Annotated in this window: 13 protein-coding genes and 1 pseudogene; 4 read left to right on the top strand and 10 right to left on the bottom strand. The window is 67.3% G+C overall.

All coding sequences use genetic code 11. The features are described from left to right. Positions 1-11: 11 nt before the first annotated feature. Positions 12-2,150, bottom strand: a complete 2,139-nt coding sequence (locus K3U93_RS12690; RefSeq protein WP_083009588.1) for an NAD(P)H-binding protein — start codon at positions 2,148-2,150, stop codon at positions 12-14. 129 nt (positions 2,151-2,279) lie between these two features. Next, the gene (locus K3U93_RS12685; RefSeq protein WP_083009590.1) at positions 2,280-3,767 is read right to left on the bottom strand and encodes an acetyl-CoA acetyltransferase; all 1,488 of its coding nucleotides are present in this window, start codon (positions 3,765-3,767) and stop codon (positions 2,280-2,282) included. A 264-nt stretch (positions 3,768-4,031) separates the two neighbouring features. Here K3U93_RS12685 and K3U93_RS12680 point away from each other — a divergent pair, with 264 nt between their 5' ends. After that, a complete protein-coding gene (locus tag K3U93_RS12680; protein WP_083009592.1) occupies positions 4,032-4,940 on the top strand; it encodes an undecaprenyl-diphosphate phosphatase in 909 nt (302 codons plus the stop codon). Here K3U93_RS12680 and K3U93_RS12675 read toward each other — a convergent pair. Further along, the gene (locus K3U93_RS12675; protein ID WP_083009593.1) at positions 4,937-5,446 is read right to left on the bottom strand and encodes a GNAT family N-acetyltransferase; all 510 of its coding nucleotides are present in this window, start codon (positions 5,444-5,446) and stop codon (positions 4,937-4,939) included. The two genes, K3U93_RS12680 and K3U93_RS12675, sit on opposite strands and share 4 nt — an antisense overlap. Before the next feature lie 121 nt (positions 5,447-5,567). On the opposite strand from K3U93_RS12675, the gene K3U93_RS12670 reads away from it, so the two are divergent. The 3 genes from K3U93_RS12670 to K3U93_RS12660 all read left to right on the top strand — a co-directional run bounded on the left by K3U93_RS12670 (position 5,568) and on the right by K3U93_RS12660 (position 9,735). Continuing rightward, positions 5,568-6,428, top strand: coding sequence for an SDR family oxidoreductase (locus K3U93_RS12670; RefSeq protein WP_083009594.1), 861 nt, complete (start codon positions 5,568-5,570; stop codon positions 6,426-6,428). Between the two features lie 46 nt (positions 6,429-6,474). Beyond that, positions 6,475-8,847, top strand: coding sequence for a phosphoketolase family protein (locus K3U93_RS12665; protein WP_083009595.1), 2,373 nt, complete (start codon positions 6,475-6,477; stop codon positions 8,845-8,847). A 132-nt stretch (positions 8,848-8,979) separates the two neighbouring features. Continuing rightward, positions 8,980-9,735, top strand: a complete 756-nt coding sequence (locus K3U93_RS12660) for a CPBP family intramembrane glutamic endopeptidase (protein WP_083009596.1) — start codon at positions 8,980-8,982, stop codon at positions 9,733-9,735. Positions 9,736-9,741: 6 nt separating this feature from the next. On the opposite strand, the gene K3U93_RS12655 is transcribed toward K3U93_RS12660, so the two are convergent. The 7 genes and pseudogenes from K3U93_RS12655 to K3U93_RS12630 form a co-directional block, all read right to left on the bottom strand. Beyond that, on the bottom strand, positions 9,742-10,770 hold the full coding sequence (locus K3U93_RS12655; RefSeq protein WP_083009597.1) for a zinc-binding alcohol dehydrogenase family protein: 1,029 nt from the start codon (positions 10,768-10,770) through the stop codon (positions 9,742-9,744). A gap of 59 nt (positions 10,771-10,829) precedes the next feature. Further along, on the bottom strand, positions 10,830-11,717 hold the full coding sequence (locus tag K3U93_RS12650) for an AAA family ATPase (protein WP_139796780.1): 888 nt from the start codon (positions 11,715-11,717) through the stop codon (positions 10,830-10,832). A 185-nt stretch (positions 11,718-11,902) separates the two neighbouring features. Next, complete coding sequence (locus tag K3U93_RS12645; RefSeq protein ID WP_083009605.1) at positions 11,903-13,156, bottom strand: hypothetical protein; 1,254 nt, start codon at positions 13,154-13,156, stop codon at positions 11,903-11,905. Between the two features lie 251 nt (positions 13,157-13,407). Further along, positions 13,408-13,905, bottom strand: a pseudogene (locus K3U93_RS25670) (PE family protein); the annotation flags it as partial. 906 nt (positions 13,906-14,811) lie between these two features. Further along, positions 14,812-14,937 (bottom strand): hypothetical protein, encoded by a 126-nt coding sequence (locus K3U93_RS25235; protein ID WP_254893550.1) that lies wholly within the window; start codon positions 14,935-14,937, stop codon positions 14,812-14,814. Between the two features lie 1,085 nt (positions 14,938-16,022). Beyond that, positions 16,023-16,322 (bottom strand): GlsB/YeaQ/YmgE family stress response membrane protein, encoded by a 300-nt coding sequence (locus K3U93_RS12635; protein ID WP_071511856.1) that lies wholly within the window; start codon positions 16,320-16,322, stop codon positions 16,023-16,025. Positions 16,323-16,445: 123 nt separating this feature from the next. Then, positions 16,446-17,483, bottom strand: coding sequence for an alanine and proline-rich secreted protein Apa (locus K3U93_RS12630; protein WP_083009609.1), 1,038 nt, complete (start codon positions 17,481-17,483; stop codon positions 16,446-16,448). Between the last annotated feature and the right edge of the window lie 90 nt (positions 17,484-17,573).

The following is a 17,573-nucleotide window of genomic DNA, read 5'->3' as shown; positions in this document are numbered from 1 at the left end:
CGTGCGGTCCGTCAGCCGGCCTGCGATCCTGGGGAATCGGGGCGCTGGTCGAGGGGGGTCCAGGTCCCGTCAATGACGTCGGGTGGCCGCTGCGCCTGCAGGCGTTCCCGTTCGGCGCGGCGGCGCTTGATCCGCAGCCGGGCGTCGGCCGGCATGGTGACCAGTTCGTCACAGGTCAGGTAGTACACGTCGTCGGCGACGTCGATCAGGTCCGCCGCGACCCGTCGAGATCCCAGCTCCCGCAACGTTATCCGGAGCTCGTGGGTGAACAGGAGGGTGGTGTCGTGGGCCAGCTCCCGAGCCTCGCGGGCATTGGCGGCCAACCGCCGGGCCAGTGTGGCAGGTGGCGCCGGCTCGGTGGGCGCGGCGGTGGCGTCGGCAACTTCAGCCGCCGCCGTCAGCAATGTCGCCGGGTCGTCGCCGAAAACCGGGCTGGCCAGCTCGGCTTCCCCCGGCCCACGATGTCCGATCCGGGCGACGGCGGCATCGAGGGCGGCGGCGACGCTCGGGGACAACGCGCGGATGCTGCCGACGTTGCCCTCCCGGGCCAGCCCACACAGCGGCGGGTCACCGCGCAGCGCCGCCGCCAGCTCGGCGGTTTCGGCCGCGATGCGGCCGCTTTCCATGATCATGTCCAGCCCCGACACCCTCGCCGCCGCCGCCCGGGTGTGCCCCAGCGCGGCCGCGGTGACACCGGTATCGATCAACCACATCGCCGTAAGGATCCAGCCTTGGTGGATCCGATCCCGCAACAGCCCGACCCGAACCTCCAGGCCGGCATCCGGCAGCGCGGTCAACTGTGCGGCGTCCATGTGTTCCGCCTCGGCGGCGGCACGGTAGGCGCGCGTGTCGGACCGGAGATGGCGCAGCAACGCCAACGACCGCGCCGCGACGACCGCCTTGGCTATCGACCCCAGCGGGCCCCTGGCCAGCTGGGGCTCCCCGAACGGCAGGACGTCGCCCACGTGCGGCTGGTCGACCAGGGCGTGCTGGGCGACGGCGTGCTGGTCCCAGCCGGGCAGCTGGGTGGCGGCGGCGACGTTCGCCGACACACCGACGTAGGCGCGATGACCGAAAACCGCGATGGCCCTGCTCGCCCATTCGTCGTCGACCACGCCGCCAAGCGCGAGCACCTGACCCATCACCCGGCTGGCGGTGCGTAGCCCGCTCAACTGGACATCCAGCGTTATCGGGGTCAGCGGTCCGGGCAGCGCCTCGGCGAGGCCCGCCGCGGCGAAGACCGGGAACCGGGGATCGATCCGGTCGTCGAACTCACCCTCGATGCCCTCGGGGGCCGCGCCGTGCAACTCGTCGGGCGGCCGGGGCCGCGGGGCGACCTCCACCGGCAGCGCCAGTTGACTTCCGTGGCTGGTCGCGCCCGCGGCATCGGGCCGGCGCCCGACCAGCCCGCGCGCGGTGTCGGCAACCGCCTCGAGCGCCTGCCAGCCGAACTCAAACGCCGAATCATCTTGCACCGCAGCGATATCCATGTCCGGAATCAGCCGTGACCAGCTGCGAACCCGATGCAGCCGGGAACGCGGGTCGACGGATCGCAGCAGCCGCCAGGCGGTGACCACATTGGTGGTGTCCGGGGTGGCGAGGTCCACCGCACCGGTGCGGTCGCTGTCCACCGACAAAACCAGGAAGCGTACCAGGTCATCGATATGCAGCACGCGCATCGGCTGCGCCGAGGTCTTGGTGCGCAGCAGCGTGGCCACGGTGCGGCACACCATCCAGTCGAGTTGGCGGCCGACCGGCGGGGCGATCCGGATGATCAAACTCGGCCCCCAACTCGTGGACACCAGCGCCTCGGCCGGCCGATACAGGTCGGGACGGCCCGCGGCGTGGGACACGAACAGCAATCGGGCGCCGGCGCGGGTGGCCGCGTGGGTCACACGCGCAACACCGTCGATGCCTGCGCTGCCGGGCGCGGTGCCGTCGACGGGCGCCAGGTGGATGACCGCGTCGGCTTCGTCGGCCAGGTCTTGCAGGATGGGGTCGCCGAGCGACGCGCAAACAAATTCGACGTTCGGGTCCAGGCAGTCGTGCGGGCGGTCAGCAATGCCGGTCACCGTGTGCCCGGCAGCGACCAGCTGCCGCGCGACCAGCCGCCCTATTGCGCCGGTGGCGTCGGTAACCAGGATCTGCACCTGGCCTCACCTCCCCCAACCTCCCCCAACCTGCCCCAACGTCCACCTCGACAATAGGCACGTCGTCGTTACTTACGCGACCGTTACCGCTGCGGGGCCCTCTGGCCTGTGCTGATGCCGTCGGCCCGGTTACTGCAGCGCGGCGCTGCCGTCCGCGGCGACGGCAACCTTGGCGCCACCGATGTCTTCCCGCACGGTGACCGCGGCCGCGGCGGCGTCGGCGATCACCGCCAGGGTGCGCGACCCGTCGGGCGTCCGCACGGCCAGAAAGGCCCTCTCCGGCTGTCCCGCGCGGTTGAACGGCGTCGTCCACGCCTCGACGGTGCCGACGCCCTCCCACTCGACCAAGCCGTCGCGGGTGGGCTCGCGATCCACCGCCGGTTGCACGTCTTCCCAGCGGAATTCGGCCGGTGGCTCGGTGCCGTAGACGCCAAAGCTGTGTTTGGTGAGGTAGCCGCCGTTGGCGGTGATCAGCGCGCGCCGCCCGGGATTGGCCACCAGCAACTCCGCCATGGTGGCAATGGAATGCATCACATAGTTGCTCCACGGGCCGCCGGCGAACGTCAACCCGCCGGTGACGGTGAGGGGGCGGGCGGGATCGTCGACGCTGAGTCCCAGTTCGGCCGCCGCGACTTGCACGGCCGACGGGAAGCAGGAGTACAGGTCGACGTAGTCAATGGCGCCGACGTCGTCAATTCCCGCCAGCTTTAGCGCCCGCGCGCCGGCGATCCGGATCGCCGGTGAGCGATGCAACTCGTCGCGCTCGGCGATGGCAGGCGTGTCATGCGCGTCGGTGCCCGCGTGCGGGTAAACCCAACGTTCGGCGGGGACCTGCAGGCGTTTCGCCCGCTCGACCGAGGTCAGGATCAGCGCCGCGCCCTGGTCGACCATGTTGTTGGAGTTCATCAACTTGGTGTACGGCCAGCTGATCATCCGGTTCCGCGGGCCGGGCCGCCGGATTTCCTCCGCGGTCACCGGTGTGCGGATCCATGCGTGCGGATTGTCGACCGCGACGGCGTTGAAGCGCGCCCACAGCTCGCCGATGCGCTTGAGGTGGTCCTCGGTCGACTCGCCGTTCGCGATGCGAAGCGCCTGTTCGAACAGCGGATAGACGTAGGCCGGCCGGTCCAGCCCGATCCTGATCTCCGCCTCGCCGGCCATCGGGACATCGTCGCCGCTGACCTTCGCCATCGGGACGGATTCGTCCTGAACGGTCCATTCGAGCCTGCCGCCCTTGGCCTTCAGTCCCCTTCTGGTGCGCCAGGTTTCGGCGCCGGCGAGCAACACCACGCCGGCCCGGCCCCGCTGGATGTCCAGGCAGGCCTGGTTGACGAGCGATTGCGGCACGTTGCCGCCGACGGGGCTGTACAAGGTGGTGAAGCCGGCCGCGCCGATCCGCTCGCCGAGCAACAGCCCGGGATCGCGGTAGTGCGCCGACAACACGTTGACCACGCGGATGGAGTCCACGGCCCCGATCACCCGGGAATCCGCGGCTTGGCGCGCCGCGGCGGCCATCAGGTCGACCGGCTCGACGGACCGCGCTGCCGGGTCGATTTCGTCGCGGTGGTTGACCTGGCCGTAGCCGATCAACACGGGTGTCCTGGGGTCGACGGTCATGGACCGAACCTATCGTGACCACCGCCCGCGCCCGGCCACGGGCCGGTCGGGCCGGCAACCGGCGGGCCTGGGCTGGTCGCCCAACCCGACATATCCTTCGGCTCCCAGCCAAAATCCTTGCTTCGCAACCGGATTCGATGCAAACCGGCCGGGCGCGTCGCAATCGTTGGTCGGGGATCGCGGCGATGACGGCGTCGGCTATCGTCACAGGCCGATCCGCGAGGATCTGGTTCGTCGAGACCGTCCGATGGAGGCACCAAACCCATGAGCGCGCACTTGAGCTACGTCGAGGCCGTGGTAGTCGGCGCGTTCCAGGGCGTCACCGAACTATTCCCGGTTTCCAGCCTCGGGCACGCGGTCCTGGTCCCGGCGTTGGTCGGCGGGCAATGGGCCCGGGACCTCAACGTCTCCGCCCCCGAATCGCCCTATCTGGCGTTCATCGTTGGCCTGCACGTCGCCACCGCCGCCGCCCTGCTGGTGTTCTTCTGGCGCGATTGGTTGCGCATCGTGGCCGGATTCGTGTCCTCGGTGCGGCATCGCCGAATCCAGACGCCCGACGAGCGGCTCGCCTGGCTGATCGTGGTCGCCACCCTCCCGGTGGGACTGGCGGGGGTGACGCTGGAACACCTCTTCCGCACCACGCTGGGCAAACCCATTCCGGCGGCGGCGTTCTTGCTACTCAACGGCGTCGCGCTCTACGCCGGTGAGGTGCTGCGCCGCCGTGTCTCGCCCGCCGACGGCCAAGATCACCCCGACCAGTCGCACGCCGGTGAGGCCGTCGACAACCGGCTGGCCCAGCTGCCGATGGGCCGCGGCCTGCTGATCGGCGCCTCCCAAGCCCTCGCCCTGCTGCCCGGCATCAGCCGTTCCGGCATAGCCATGGTGGCCGGCCTGTGGCGCGGCCTGTCGCACGAAGACGCCGCCCGCTTCTCCTTCTTGCTGGCGACGCCGATCATCCTGGCAGCCGGGGTGTACAAGATCCCGGATCTGTTTGGGCCGTTGGGAACCGGGATCCACGGCCAGGTCCTGGTCGGCAGCCTCGCCTCCTTCGTCTGCGCCTACCTGGCCGTGCGGTATCTCACCCGGTACTTCCAGACCCGCACCCTGACCCCGTTCGCCATCTACTGCGCGCTGGCCGGGGCGGCGAGCCTGGTGTTGCTCGGCCTGCGCTAAACCGGCTCGCATCGGTAACGCACTTGCCGCACCGGCACGTCGCCGAAAGTCGTTGTGCGGCAAGCTCCGTCGAACCGCCACCCGTCGCGTTCGTAGAATCGGCGGGCGCGGGCGTTTCCGTCCAGCACCCACAGCACGGCTCCCGCCACGCCAACTCCGCGCAACCGCTCCCTGGCGGCGGTCATCAGTAAACGTCCGACTCCGGTGCGCACGTATGCCGGATCGACGTAGATCGCCATCAGCTCACCGAAGTTCGGCACGTCGGTGTCGCGACACAGGCCCGTGGTGGCCAAGCCGCAGATCGCGGAACCGTCGACCGCGACCAAGGTGGATGGCATCCGAAAACCCATGCGGCCGAAGGTGTATCGGGTGACCCAGGCCTCGGGTCTGAGAGCGTCGAGGTATTCCTGGGCGAGGAGTCCCCGGTAGGCCGATTGCCATGACCGGACGTGCACCCGGGCCACGTCGTGCGCATCCGCCGGGACCGCCGCCCGCACCTCGGTCATCGTTGCAGTATCGGCGGCACGCTGACCGGCCTCGCCACCGGCTCGTTTGCGCGGCGACGGCGCGGGTGCTGTGCTTACCGCATCGCCTAGCTGACAGCCGTCAACTCCGGGAAGGACGAACATGGCAGGCACGGCATCCATCGGCCTCAAGGTCCGGGAAAAGGTCCGGGACAAAGTCGTCGTGATCACCGGCGGTGCGCGGGGAATCGGGCTGGCCACCGCGACCGCCCTGCACAATGTGGGCGCCAACGTCGCGATCGGCGACGTTGACGAGGTGCGGGTCAAGGAATCGGGCGCCGCGCTGGGCCTCGACGTTTACGGGAAACTCGATGTCACCGACGCGCACTCGTTTTCGGAGTTCCTGGACCACGTCGAGCGCCAACTCGGCCCGATCGACGTGCTGATCAACAATGCCGGCATTATGCCCGTCGGCCGGATCGTCGACGAGCCGGACACGGTCACCCGGCGCATTTTGGACATCAACGTCTACGGCGTGATCCTGGGCAGCAAGCTGGCCGTCCAGCGTATGGTCCCCCGCGGATCCGGACACGTCATCAACGTCGCCTCCCTCGCCGGGGAGCTCTACGCCGTCGGGCTGGCCACCTACTGCGCCAGCAAGCACGCGGTGGTCGCGTTCACCGACTCGGCCAGGCTGGAGTACCGCGCGGCCGGTGTGACGTTCTCCCTAGTGTTGCCGACGTTCGTCAACACCGAACTAACCGCCGGCACCGCCGGGATCAAGGGATTCAAGAACGCCGAGCCGGTCGACATCGCCACCGCGATCGTCAAGCTCGTCGCCCACCCCAAACCGCGGGTGCGGGTGACCAGAACGGCCGGCGCGATGGTCGCGTCACAGAAGTTCATGCCGCGCTCACTGGCCGAGGGACTCAACCGCGCCCTCGGCGGCGAGCACGTCTTCACCGACGACGTCGACGTCGACAAGCGCCGGGCCTACGAGGCCAGGGCTCGCGGCGAAGGGTGAGCACCGCATCGAGCGCCGTTAACCAGAGACGCGGACAATCGGCGGGGTGACCCTAGAAACCCTGACAACCCCTCCCCTTGCCCCCGACGAACTCGATCTGATCAATGCATACTGGCGCGCCGCCAATTACCTGTCGGTCGGGCAGATCTACCTGCTGGACAACCCGCTGCTGACCGAACCGCTGGTGCCCGAGCACGTGAAACCGCGGCTGTTGGGACACTGGGGCACCACCCCGGGGCTCAACCTCGTTTATGCGCATTTGAACCGCATCATCCGCAACCGCGACGCCAATGTCATCTACGTCACCGGGCCGGGTCACGGCGGACCCGCGCTGGTCGCCAACGCCTACCTTGAAGGCACCTACAGCGAGGTGTACACCGGCATCGAGGAGGACGCCGAAGGGCTGCGAAAGCTGTTCCGGCAGTTCTCCTTCCCCGGCGGCATCCCCAGCCACGTGGCGGCCCAGACCCCGGGGTCCATCCACGAGGGCGGCGAGCTCGGCTACTCGCTGGTGCATGCCTACGGCGCGGCCTTCGACAATCCGGATCTGGTGGTGGCCTGCGTGGTCGGCGACGGCGAGGCCGAAACGGGGCCGCTGGCGGCCGGCTGGCATTCCAACAAGTTCCTCAACCCGGCCCGAGACGGCGCCGTGCTGCCCATCTTGGCGCTCAACGGCTACAAAATCGCCAACCCGACGGTGCTGGCCCGCATCCCGCACCCCGAGCTGGAGGAGTTGCTGCGCGGCTACGGCCACCGGCCCATCATGGTCGTCGGTGATGATCCGGCCAGCGTGCACCAGCAGCTGGCGGCCGCGCTCGACGACGCCTTCGACGACATCGCGGCCATCCAGCACGCGGCGCGCAGCGGCAATCAGACCCAGCGGCCGGTGTGGCCGATGATCGTGCTGCGCACCCCGAAAGGCTGGACCGGGCCGAAGGTGGTCGACGGCAAGAAGGTCGAGGGCACCTGGCGGGCGCACCAGGTGCCGCTGGCCGAGACCCACGACAATCCCGTGCATCGGGCCCAGCTGGAGGACTGGTTGCGCAGCTACCGGGCCGAGGAGTTGTTCGACGGCAACGGCGCGCTGCGCCCCGAGCTGCGGGCGTTGGCGCCGCGCGGCGATCGCCGGATGAGCGCCAACCCGCATGCCAACGGCGGGCTGCTGTTGCACGACCTGGACCTGCCGGACTTCCGCGGCTACGCGGTGCCGGTGCCGCGGCCTGCCGCGATAAAGCATGAGGCCACCCGGATGCTGGGCACCTTCCTGCGGGACGTGATCGCCCGCAACCGGGACCGATTCCGTCTCATGGGTCCCGACGAGACGGCCTCCAACCGGCTGGACGCCGTGTACGGGTCCACCGACAAGGTGTGGCTCTCCGAGATCGGGCCCGACGACGAGCACCTCGCGCCCGACGGCCGCGTGATGGAGGTGCTTTCCGAGCACCTGTGCCAGGGCTGGCTGGAGGGCTACCTGCTGACCGGCCGGCATGGCCTGTTCAACTGCTACGAGGCGTTCGTGCACATCGTCGACTCGATGCTCAACCAGCACGCGAAATGGCTTGCCACCAGCCGGGAACTGCCGTGGCGGCGGCCGATCGCGTCGCTGAACTACCTGCTGACCTCCCACGTGTGGCGCCAGGACCACAACGGCGCCTCGCACCAGGATCCCGGGTTCATCGACCTGGTCGCGAACAAACGGGCCGAGTTGACGCGGGTGTACCTGCCGCCCGACGGCAACACGCTGCTGTCGGTGGCCGACCATTGCCTGCGCAGCCGTGACTACGTCAACGTCATCGTCGCCGGCAAGCAGCCCGCGCTGGCCTACCTGGACATGGACCAGGCCATCGCGCACTGCACGCGCGGCCTGGGCATCTGGCAGTGGGCGAGCACGGCCACCGCCGAACCCGATGTGGTGCTGGCCTGCGCCGGGGACATCCCGACGCTGGAGACCCTGGCGGCCGCCGACATTCTGCGTCGCGAATTGCCCGGGCTGGCCGTGCGGGTGGTCAACGTCGTCGATCTCATGCGGCTGCAGCCCGAGTCCGAGCATCCACATGGCTTGCCGGACAGGGAGTTTGACGCGCTGTTCACCCGCGACAAGCCGGTTGTCTTCGCCTATCACGGCTACCCGTGGCTGATCCACCGGCTCACCTATCGGCGGACCAACCACCCGCACATCCATGTGCGCGGCTTCAAGGAGCGCGGCACGACGACGACGCCGTTCGACATGGTGATGCTCAACGATTTGGACCGCTTCCACCTGGTCATGGACGTCATCGACCGGGTGGACGGGCTGGCCAGCCGAGCCGCCGTGTTGCGGCAGCGCATGGTCGACGCCCGTCTGGCCGCCCGCCGCTACACCCGCGAGCACGGCGAGGACGACCCGCAGATCGCCGACTGGACCTGGGGAGGCGAGTGACGCGCGCGAGCGTGCGCCGCGAGAGCGTGCGGCGCGAGCGTGCGCGGAATGACGGCCTTGACGGCGTGTCGGTGTACAAACACGCACGCTCGCGGGAAAAGGGTGGTCGCGGGCCCACGGTAAACTTGCCGAATGCCAGACGCCATCGCCGACGCTCATCCCCTGGTGTCGCAGCTTTCGGCGCTGCACCGGTTCCGCATTCATCTCGACATCGCCGTGATCGTCGTGGTGCTCGTGCTCACGAACCTGATCGCGCACTTCACCACGCCGTGGGCGAGCATAGCCACCGTCCCGGCCGCCGCCGTCGGCCTGGCGATCTTGATGCGCGCCAACGGCCTGGACTGGACCGACCTCGGCCTGGGCCGCGAACACTGGAAGTCCGGGCTGGGTTATGCGCTGGGGGCCGTGGCCGTCGTCGCGTCGGTGATCGCGGTCGGTGTGCTGCTGCCGACGACCCGGCCGATGTTCATGAACAATCACTACGCCACGATCTCCGGCGCCCTGGTCGCGTCGATGGTGATCATCCCGTTGCAAACCGTGATCCCCGAGGAGCTGGCCTTTCGGGGTGTGTTGCACGGCGCGCTGAATCGGGCCTGGGGTTTCCGCGGCGTCGCACTGGCGGGATCGCTGCTCTTCGGTCTCTGGCACGTCGCCACGTCGTTGGGCCTGACGAGCACCAACGTCGGCTTCACCCGGCTCTTCGGCGGTGGGATCGTCGGGATGCTCGCCGGGGTGGCGTTGGCGGTGTTGGCCACCGCGGCGGCGGGGTTCGTCTTCAGCTGGCTACGCCGGCGCAGCGGTAGCCTGATCGCGCCGATCGCGCTGCACTGGTCACTGAACGGGCTCGGGGCCCTGGCCGCGGCGCTGGTTTGGCACCTGTCGACCTGAATCTGGTCACACCAGCAGCACCGCCGCACCGGCGATGCGGCCAGCGCTGAGATCGGACAGTGCCCGATCGGCTTGTCCGAGCGGGTATTCCGGGGTGGTCACCTCGATGTGATGTTGACCCGCGAAGTCGAGGAACGCCCGCGCGTCGGCCCGGGTATTCGAGGTGACCGACCGGACCTGGCGCTCCTGAAACAGGTGACGCTGGTAGTTCAGGGGCGGGATATCGGTCAGGTGTATCCCCGCGATCGACAAGGTGCCGCCACGATCCAACGCCTCGAGCGCGGGCAGCACCAGCTCGCCGACCGGCGCGAACAGGATCGCGGCGTCCAGCGGCACCGGCGGCGGATCGGCGGCGCCCTGCGCCGACGCGGCGCCAAGTTTCAGCGCCAGCTCGCGCGCCTCGGCTCCGCGGGTCATGACGTGCACCTCGGCGCCTTGCGCCAACGCGACCTGCGCGGTGATGTGGGCGCTGCCGCCGAAGCCGTAGAGGCCCAGTCGCCCGCCCGGCGGTAGCTCGGCGCGCAGCAGGGAGCGGTATCCGATGATGCCGGCGCACAACAGCGGCGCGAGCTCGCTGTCGCTGTAACCGCTCGGCAGGTGGTGTGCGAAAGCGGCGGGGACGGTGGCGAATTCGGCGTACCCACCGTCGGCGTCCCAGCCGGTGTAGCGGGACTCCGGGCACAGGTTCTCATTGCCCCGACGGCAGTACTTGCACACGCCGCAGGTGTGGCGCAGCCAGGCGATGCCCACCCGGTCCCCCACCTGGAACTCGTTACCAGCCTCGGTCCCCACCTCGAAGACCTCCCCCACCACCTCGTGGCCGGGGATCACCCGGTTGCGGTGCACGGGGAGGTCGCCCTCGGTGACGTGCAGGTCGGTGCGGCACACCCCGCAGGCACGCACGGCAACGAGCAACTCCGACGGATCGGGGTGCGGCACCTCAGTGGTGACCTGCTCGAGCGGGCCCGTATCCATCGGCCCTGGCCGGCGCACTTGCCACGCGCGCATCTTCGTAGCGGTCACCGGTGCAGCCATCAGTCCATCATGCCGCTAACCGCCACGGCCGCAACAGGTTACCGCGAGTTAAACCAGATTTAGGGTGTCACGGCTGGGTGGGATGCGGTGATTGCGCGTCCCATGTCGGCGGCGGTGACGTTGAGGATGCTGGGGTCGGTGCGCACGAGTTGTTCGAGGTCGCGGGGGCTGGGCGCCAGTCTGCGCAGTCGGCGGGTCCGCGCACGCCGACACACCGCGATCACCTCACCGACGTAGCGGGCGTTGCCGGCAACGTCCAGCAGCGTCCCGGGGCCGTACGGGATTGACCGCAGCCGGGTCGCTTCGGCACCCAACAGCTCCCACGCACTGTCCTCGACAACCAGATGCTTCTTGCCAGCCAAGCGGCGCCCAAGAGCCACGATCTCCTCGGGGGTGTAGCTGGCGAAAGTCACGGTGACGGGGAACCGGGCGGCCAACCCGGTGTGGGCTGTCAAGAAGTCGCGCATCGGGCCGGGGTAGCCGGCGAGGATGACCACAAGTCCGTTGCGGTATGCCGCCATGCAGGCCAGCAGTGTGGTGATCGCCTCCACACCGAAAGCGCGGCAGTCGGTGTCCGGGTCCAGCCGGTAGGCCTCGTCGATCAACAGCACCCCACCACGCGCCTCCTCGCACACATCCCTCATCCTGGCCGCGCCGCGCCAGAGGTCACCCTCGACGATGTCGTGGGCGCTGACCACGGTGATATCCGGGCGCGTGAGGGTGCCCACCCCGAACAACACCTCACCGATGACCCGGGCGAACGTCGTTTTCGCCGTGCCCGGCGCGCCCAGAAACGCCATGTGGTTTCCGGTACGCAATGTCACCGCGCTGTCGTGTTCGACACGGCCCTGGTTGATTTGCAGCGCGGTGCACCACACCGCGAATTGTTCTTTCGCCTCGGCCAAACCGATCAACTCAGCGATACGCGCCCGCGCCCACTCAAACACCTCCCGACGCTCAGCGGTCAGCCCGGAGCGTGCGCACGTACCGTGACTGGTGTCGGTGCCCGGCTCCCCTATGCCGGTACCAGTAGCGACCGTGTCGACGTCGGCGGTGAGGATCCGGCGACCAGCCCGCCCAGCGTTGGCGTGGTTCTCATCTACGCTGGGCGGGTTCACGCCGCAGTAGGAACTCAGAACAGCGACGTCAGGACGTTGGCCGCTAGCGTCCCGAACTCGACCGGCAGCCGGCTGGCAAGATCCGCCACGACCGACGGGGCTAGGCCAGACAGATCGGCCGCAATCGACGGCGCTATGCCGGGCAAGTCCGCTGGCAGAGCACCGGCGGCTGATGCCGCGGCGGCGAAATCGGCCACGCTGGCGACGTTGGCTGCACTAGCAAAATTAGGCCCGCCGAAGTACGTCTGCACCAGATTAAGAAAACTGTCGCCAATAACCTGCGGAGTCGGCCAGCCAGTGGGCCCGAAATTGGTCAGCGTGCTCAAGAACGCCTGAACCACCCCGGACAGACTCTGACCGCCAACAATATTGGCCGCACCAGGAGCAACGATAACTTGCGCCAAGTCCGACGGGATGGCGTTCAGAAAGAATTGCAGCACTCCGCCGTCAGACGGGTTGGAGGACGCAAAGGAGAGGAGACCGGGCCAGTTGGCGCCGTTGTAAGTGAATCCGTTGAGGACTTGCCCCGCGAATGCGCCCGGAAAATTGACCAAGTTGGTCAACCCTGCTGGCAGGTCACCAGCAGAAAACGCATCATAAACATTCTGAACATCAATACCCAAACCATACGCCAAATTCACGGGGACTTCGAATAAAAAATTAATTCCGGCGCCCTCCACAAAGTCATCCATTAGATAATTGGTAACGTTCGCCAAATTCTGTGTGATGGATACGGGGATCTGCTTCAGAATGGGGAACAATGGCAGCCCCAAAGCACTTATTGGTTGTGTCCAGAACGTGGAGGATAGCTGGTCGAACGCGGCCGGGAAGTTAGCCGCCTGAAGCAGGTTGCCGACATTTACAAGCTTTGGGACAAAATCAGTAGGGTCTGTTCCGAGGAAATAGTCAATACCGCCTTGAGCGGCTTCCTGGTACGAGCTGACGTAGGTGTCCGCGTACTCGACCCAGTTCGCGGCCACCTGCTGCGCCAGCACCGCAGGAATTTGCGCCCACTGGTTGCCGATTGCCTGCAGGTTGGCAGCAGAGTCTTGGAAGACGTCGATCCACGTTTGGATCGGGTTGACCACGCCGGGATCGCTGCTCGTGAGCGCGACCGCGCGCTGCTGGACAGCGGCCGCGCTGTGCTGAAGATCGGCGGCGAAATCGGTGGAGACCGCCGGCGTCAGGGCGATCAGGCTGGCACCTACTGCCGCGGCACCCGCCGCGACGAGGGGCTGGAGAGGCCGAAGAGCTGCTAACTGTTGCATGCGCTGTGTTCCTTTGCTGTCTTGTCTCGATGTTCGTGTGCGTTCTGTGATGTCGACTGTCGGTGGAATCGAGCCGATCTGAGGAGCCGCAACCGACTGGTCGCTTTATCGCCGGGGGAACCCAGAGACCGTTAATTGCTGGTTCCATAGGTGCCGGTCGTACCGGCCTGGCCGAGGAGCCCGGCGAGGCCGCCCACGCCGCCCACGCCGCCGCTGTAACCGGAATAGCCCAGGGCGGCGTCACCGCCGTTACCGCCAATGCCGCCGTTGCCGGCCAACAACCCACCGTAGCCGCCGACACCACCACGACCGCCGTCACCGGTGAGACCAGCAGGAGGGGTACCACCGCTGCCGCCAGCACCGCCATTACCCACCAGCCAGCCACCGGCACCACCGGCCCCGCCCTCACCGCCATAGGCACCTAGGTTGCTTTTAGCGTTGAGGCCACCTGCGCCGCCGGCGCCGCCGTTGCCGAACAGCACGCCGCCAGCACCACCGGCACCACCGGTGCCGGCCTGCCATCTACCGACACCACCGAGTCCGCCTTGACCACCGTTGCCCATCAACAAGCCGCCGGCACCGCCGGCACCACCGGTGCCACCCAATTTGCTACCCGAGTAGATAACGCTGCCGGCACCGCCGGTGCCGCCATTGCCGATCAGCCCGGCGGAACCGCCGGGCAGCCCTGCTTGGTTAGCGGCGGTACCGGCCGCGCCGCTGCCGCCATCACCGAACAAGAATCCGCCGGAGCCGAGGTTGCCGACGGGTAGCCAACTGCCTAAAGGCGAGGTGTTTTGGCCGGTGAAACCGTTGATGCCGTTGCCGATCAGGTCGCGCCCGAACAAGTCGACGAACGGCGCATTGAGCGCCCCGTCCACCTGCTCACCGGTCGGGCTGGCAATCCATGCCTCACCAGCCCCGTGAATCCCGGTATAGAAGCTGTCGAACGCTCCGTAGATGAGGCTGTTCAGCTCAGCTCGAGGAGACTCCGCCGCGGCCGAGACCGCCGCACCGAGACCGCCGACATTGAAGGCCGCAGCGGCGCTGGCATGTAGGCCGTCGAGGGTGGTGCTCAGCGCGCCGGCATTGAAGGCGGCGGCGCTGGCATTAATGCTGCTAGTAATGCCCTCAAGGGCGGCTGTATGAATGCCGTCGAAGGCGGCCGTGCTGGCACTGAGGCCCTCGAGAGCGGCGGTGGTGCCCGCGGTAACGCCCTCAAGAGCCGCGGTGCCGGCATTAATGCCCTCAAGGGCGGCCTGGCTGGCGGCCCCAATCACCGGCTGGATGATGGGATCGATGATCGCGTCGAGCACCCCGGCGCGGGCGGGCGGCGCGGTTGCCATCGGGCTCATTGCGGCAGTCAGAAAGGCACCGGCTGCCGTACCCAGGCCGACCGCACGGCCACCACGGTGCGCCTTGGCGTTACGGCGATTCCGCCTCGTTGTGCGCTGCTTGCGTTTCATCTGCGAGCCTTCCTGTCGTAGTCGATAAAACGATGTTTTGAGACACGTGCCTGAAAAGAATTGAGCGCTAGCGACTTTCGCGCGTACCGTGGTCGCGCTTGCTCCGCTGGATAGTGAGGCAAGTTGCTGTGCACACCGGCGAACAAGCCAACATGGTGTCGGCGGCGTCGATGAGTTAAATGGTGGGAACTCTCATCGGGCGTAGTTATTGGCCACGTAAAGGTCGGGTAGGTGCCGGACCATCGGACCGGGAGCCGGGGCAACGGCGCTGGCTAACGCGGCTGCGGCGGTGATGTGCGGGCGGGCTGCGAGCTGCACGACCATCTCCTTATGTACGTTCTGGATAACGACGAAATGAACGTACCTGGAAATTATATTGAGTAGATCGCGCAACAAAGATGAGCAATTAACTGCGGCTATATAAATTTCCAGCAAAAAATCGGCCCGAGGTGCACGCGCAATTTATTTTCATTTCGAAATGCTTACCGCCTCCGCCACCCCCCGACCTGGTGGCGCTCTTGCTCAGTTGGCACCTGGCGATGCCGGCCGACGGCAAAGCGCCCTACACGATCGGCTTCTACCTGCGAGGCACGCGCTACTACCTCACCTGATATGCGGCCGAACCCAACGAACACCCTTCACCAGGCTCGCCCCGCAATGCTGGACCACACATATTCTTGACTCCGGCGCGCAACCGGCCACCGCGCGCATCCGCCAACAAGCCCGTGCGCCGCCTGGCTGGCCGACGACAGGGAATCGACGAGGACCCTTTCCGGGTCTCAGACCACCCAAGATCGACACCAAGGTTGTAGGAACGCCTCATCGACGACGAACTGCGCCTCATGCTCAAGGCCCGCGCCGGTTATATGCCCTCCGCGGCGAAGTAACCACAGCAAACGCGATATTTTCACTATGTGACCTGCCAGACGCATATCTCAATCAAATAACAGTTAACAAGGACACGAGGCGTCTTGCTACTGGCAGGTACTTTCATGCTGAACTATCGAAGCGAGGACCGAAGTTTGCTTCTTAACACAAGTAAAGCATGTTTACCAGCGAGTTTTCGATTTCGCAAAGGTTGCGGGCAGGCGGTTGGCTAGCGTGATCCGCCGATGCTGGTCGAAAGTCCCACGACCTTAAGTACTTTCCAGGTACGTCCAGTAGCTCACCCCCACGTGACCGCCAGAGTTGTTGCGCTGGTGGGGCGCCGCGAGCGTCATCACCGCAGGTCTGATAGCCCCAGCATCCCCACCCCTCAGCTTGGCCACCGGCTCTCGCAGGTCATCTTGGCCGTGGTGTTGTCGCGGTACCGTGACGGCCAAGAGCCTGTCATCGAACCCTGGCAGCTCGTTAACCGAATCGAGGGCTGAGTTGAACCTGCGTTAAACCTAGGGTCAACCGGGCTAGGTCCGTCGCACCATGCCGACGATCCAGAGCAGGATCACCGCGCCGAGCAGCGCGGTGAAGAAGGTGAATATGAGGCCGCCGCCCGCGGTGTTGACGAAGAAGCTCAGGATGAAGCCACCAATCAGCGCGCCCACGATGCCGATCACGATGTCCATCAAGATTCCGGATCCGCTGCCCTTGACGATCTTGCTGGCTACCCAGCCCGCGATACCACCGATGATGATGTAACCAATCACCCCGACGCTCGTCAGCGTGGTGGAGCGGGCAAGATATTCGGTCGCTGCCATGACGTTCATGCGGGTCTCCTTGCAATCGCCGGCAAAGCCCAGCTCGATTGCTGGGCCGTGATTTCGGTATACCCGGTTTGCGTAACGAATTGAGTGCCGAATTGGCGACGATGGGCAAACCCCGGCCCAAGGTTAGGCCGGTAAGACCGCCCGCGGTGCCGATGTAGGAGTCGGGGTGACTTCTCCCGCGGGCGCTTGGCCCGGAGCTGGGGGCGGAGCCGGTGCACCGGGTGCCGGTGGGGGCGCCGGTGCGCCTGGGACCGGAGCGGGGGCTTCCGGAGACGGTGCCGGCGGCGGGGCTATCCACGGCTGGATCGACTCGGCCAGTGCCTTGGCCGCGCCCCTGTCCACCGGGTCGTTCGAGGTCCCGAGCCAGACCACGAACCAGCGCTGCGGGGGCCCGGCGTTAGGCGTGGTCGCCGCGGGCGAGCCGACTACACCCGTCCAGATCTGGCCGTTTGGCTTGGACGGATCGCTGAATTTGACCTCGTAGTACGACGCGCTTCCGGTGATCCCATTGGCGCCGGTCAGCGGGGTGGTTTCCTGGTTGATCCGGGTGCCGGGATACGGCATGAAAAACTCGCCCATGTCCGAGCCCAGCCGGACCGCGGCCTTGGCGTCGTTGGCTTCGGCACTGGCGTAAAGCTTTTGGTCCAGCCGGCCCATCACGACCCGGGTGTCGTTGGCAACCGGCGGCGGCTGCCCGGGCATCGGCGGCTGGCCGGTGGTCTTGCTCAGCAACTCCGAGCCGTAGTCGAGGTGGGACGCGTCTGACTCCACCCAGCCCGCCGGAAGGACGAAGCTAAATCCGCCGACGGCATTGCCGATCCGGCCGGCGTTCGGGTCCACGGCCGGTGGCGGGGGCGCGTTCGGATCGGCTGGTGGCGGCGGCGCGTTGGGATCGATTGGTGGCGGTGGCGCCGCGTTGGGATCACCCGGTTGGGCCTGCGGCGAGCCGGGGGCGCCCGGAGGCGGCGGGGGCGTCGCGGTTGCTGGCGCGGGTGGCGGTGCCGCCACAGTGGTCGACGGCGGCGGGGGTGCGGGCTCCGGATCGGCGTTCGAGGTCGGCGGCAATGCGATGGCGACGGCAAAAGCGCTGGTCACCGCCGCAATCGCCAGCGTCGCCCACGGTACTTGGCGACACGTCGAGTTCGGGTCCACCTGATCCATGGCGACGAACCTACCGTGTTACCGCCGTGAGGCAAGGGTGCCTTGCTGACGATGCGATGCGGTTTTTCCAATGTTGCCGATGTGCGACCT

It is taken from the genome of Mycobacterium malmoense (genome assembly GCF_019645855.1).
GTDB lineage: Bacteria > Actinomycetota > Actinomycetes > Mycobacteriales > Mycobacteriaceae > Mycobacterium > Mycobacterium malmoense.
Note: the sequence above shows the minus strand (reverse complement) of the source record. Positions and strands in the feature narration are given on the sequence as shown.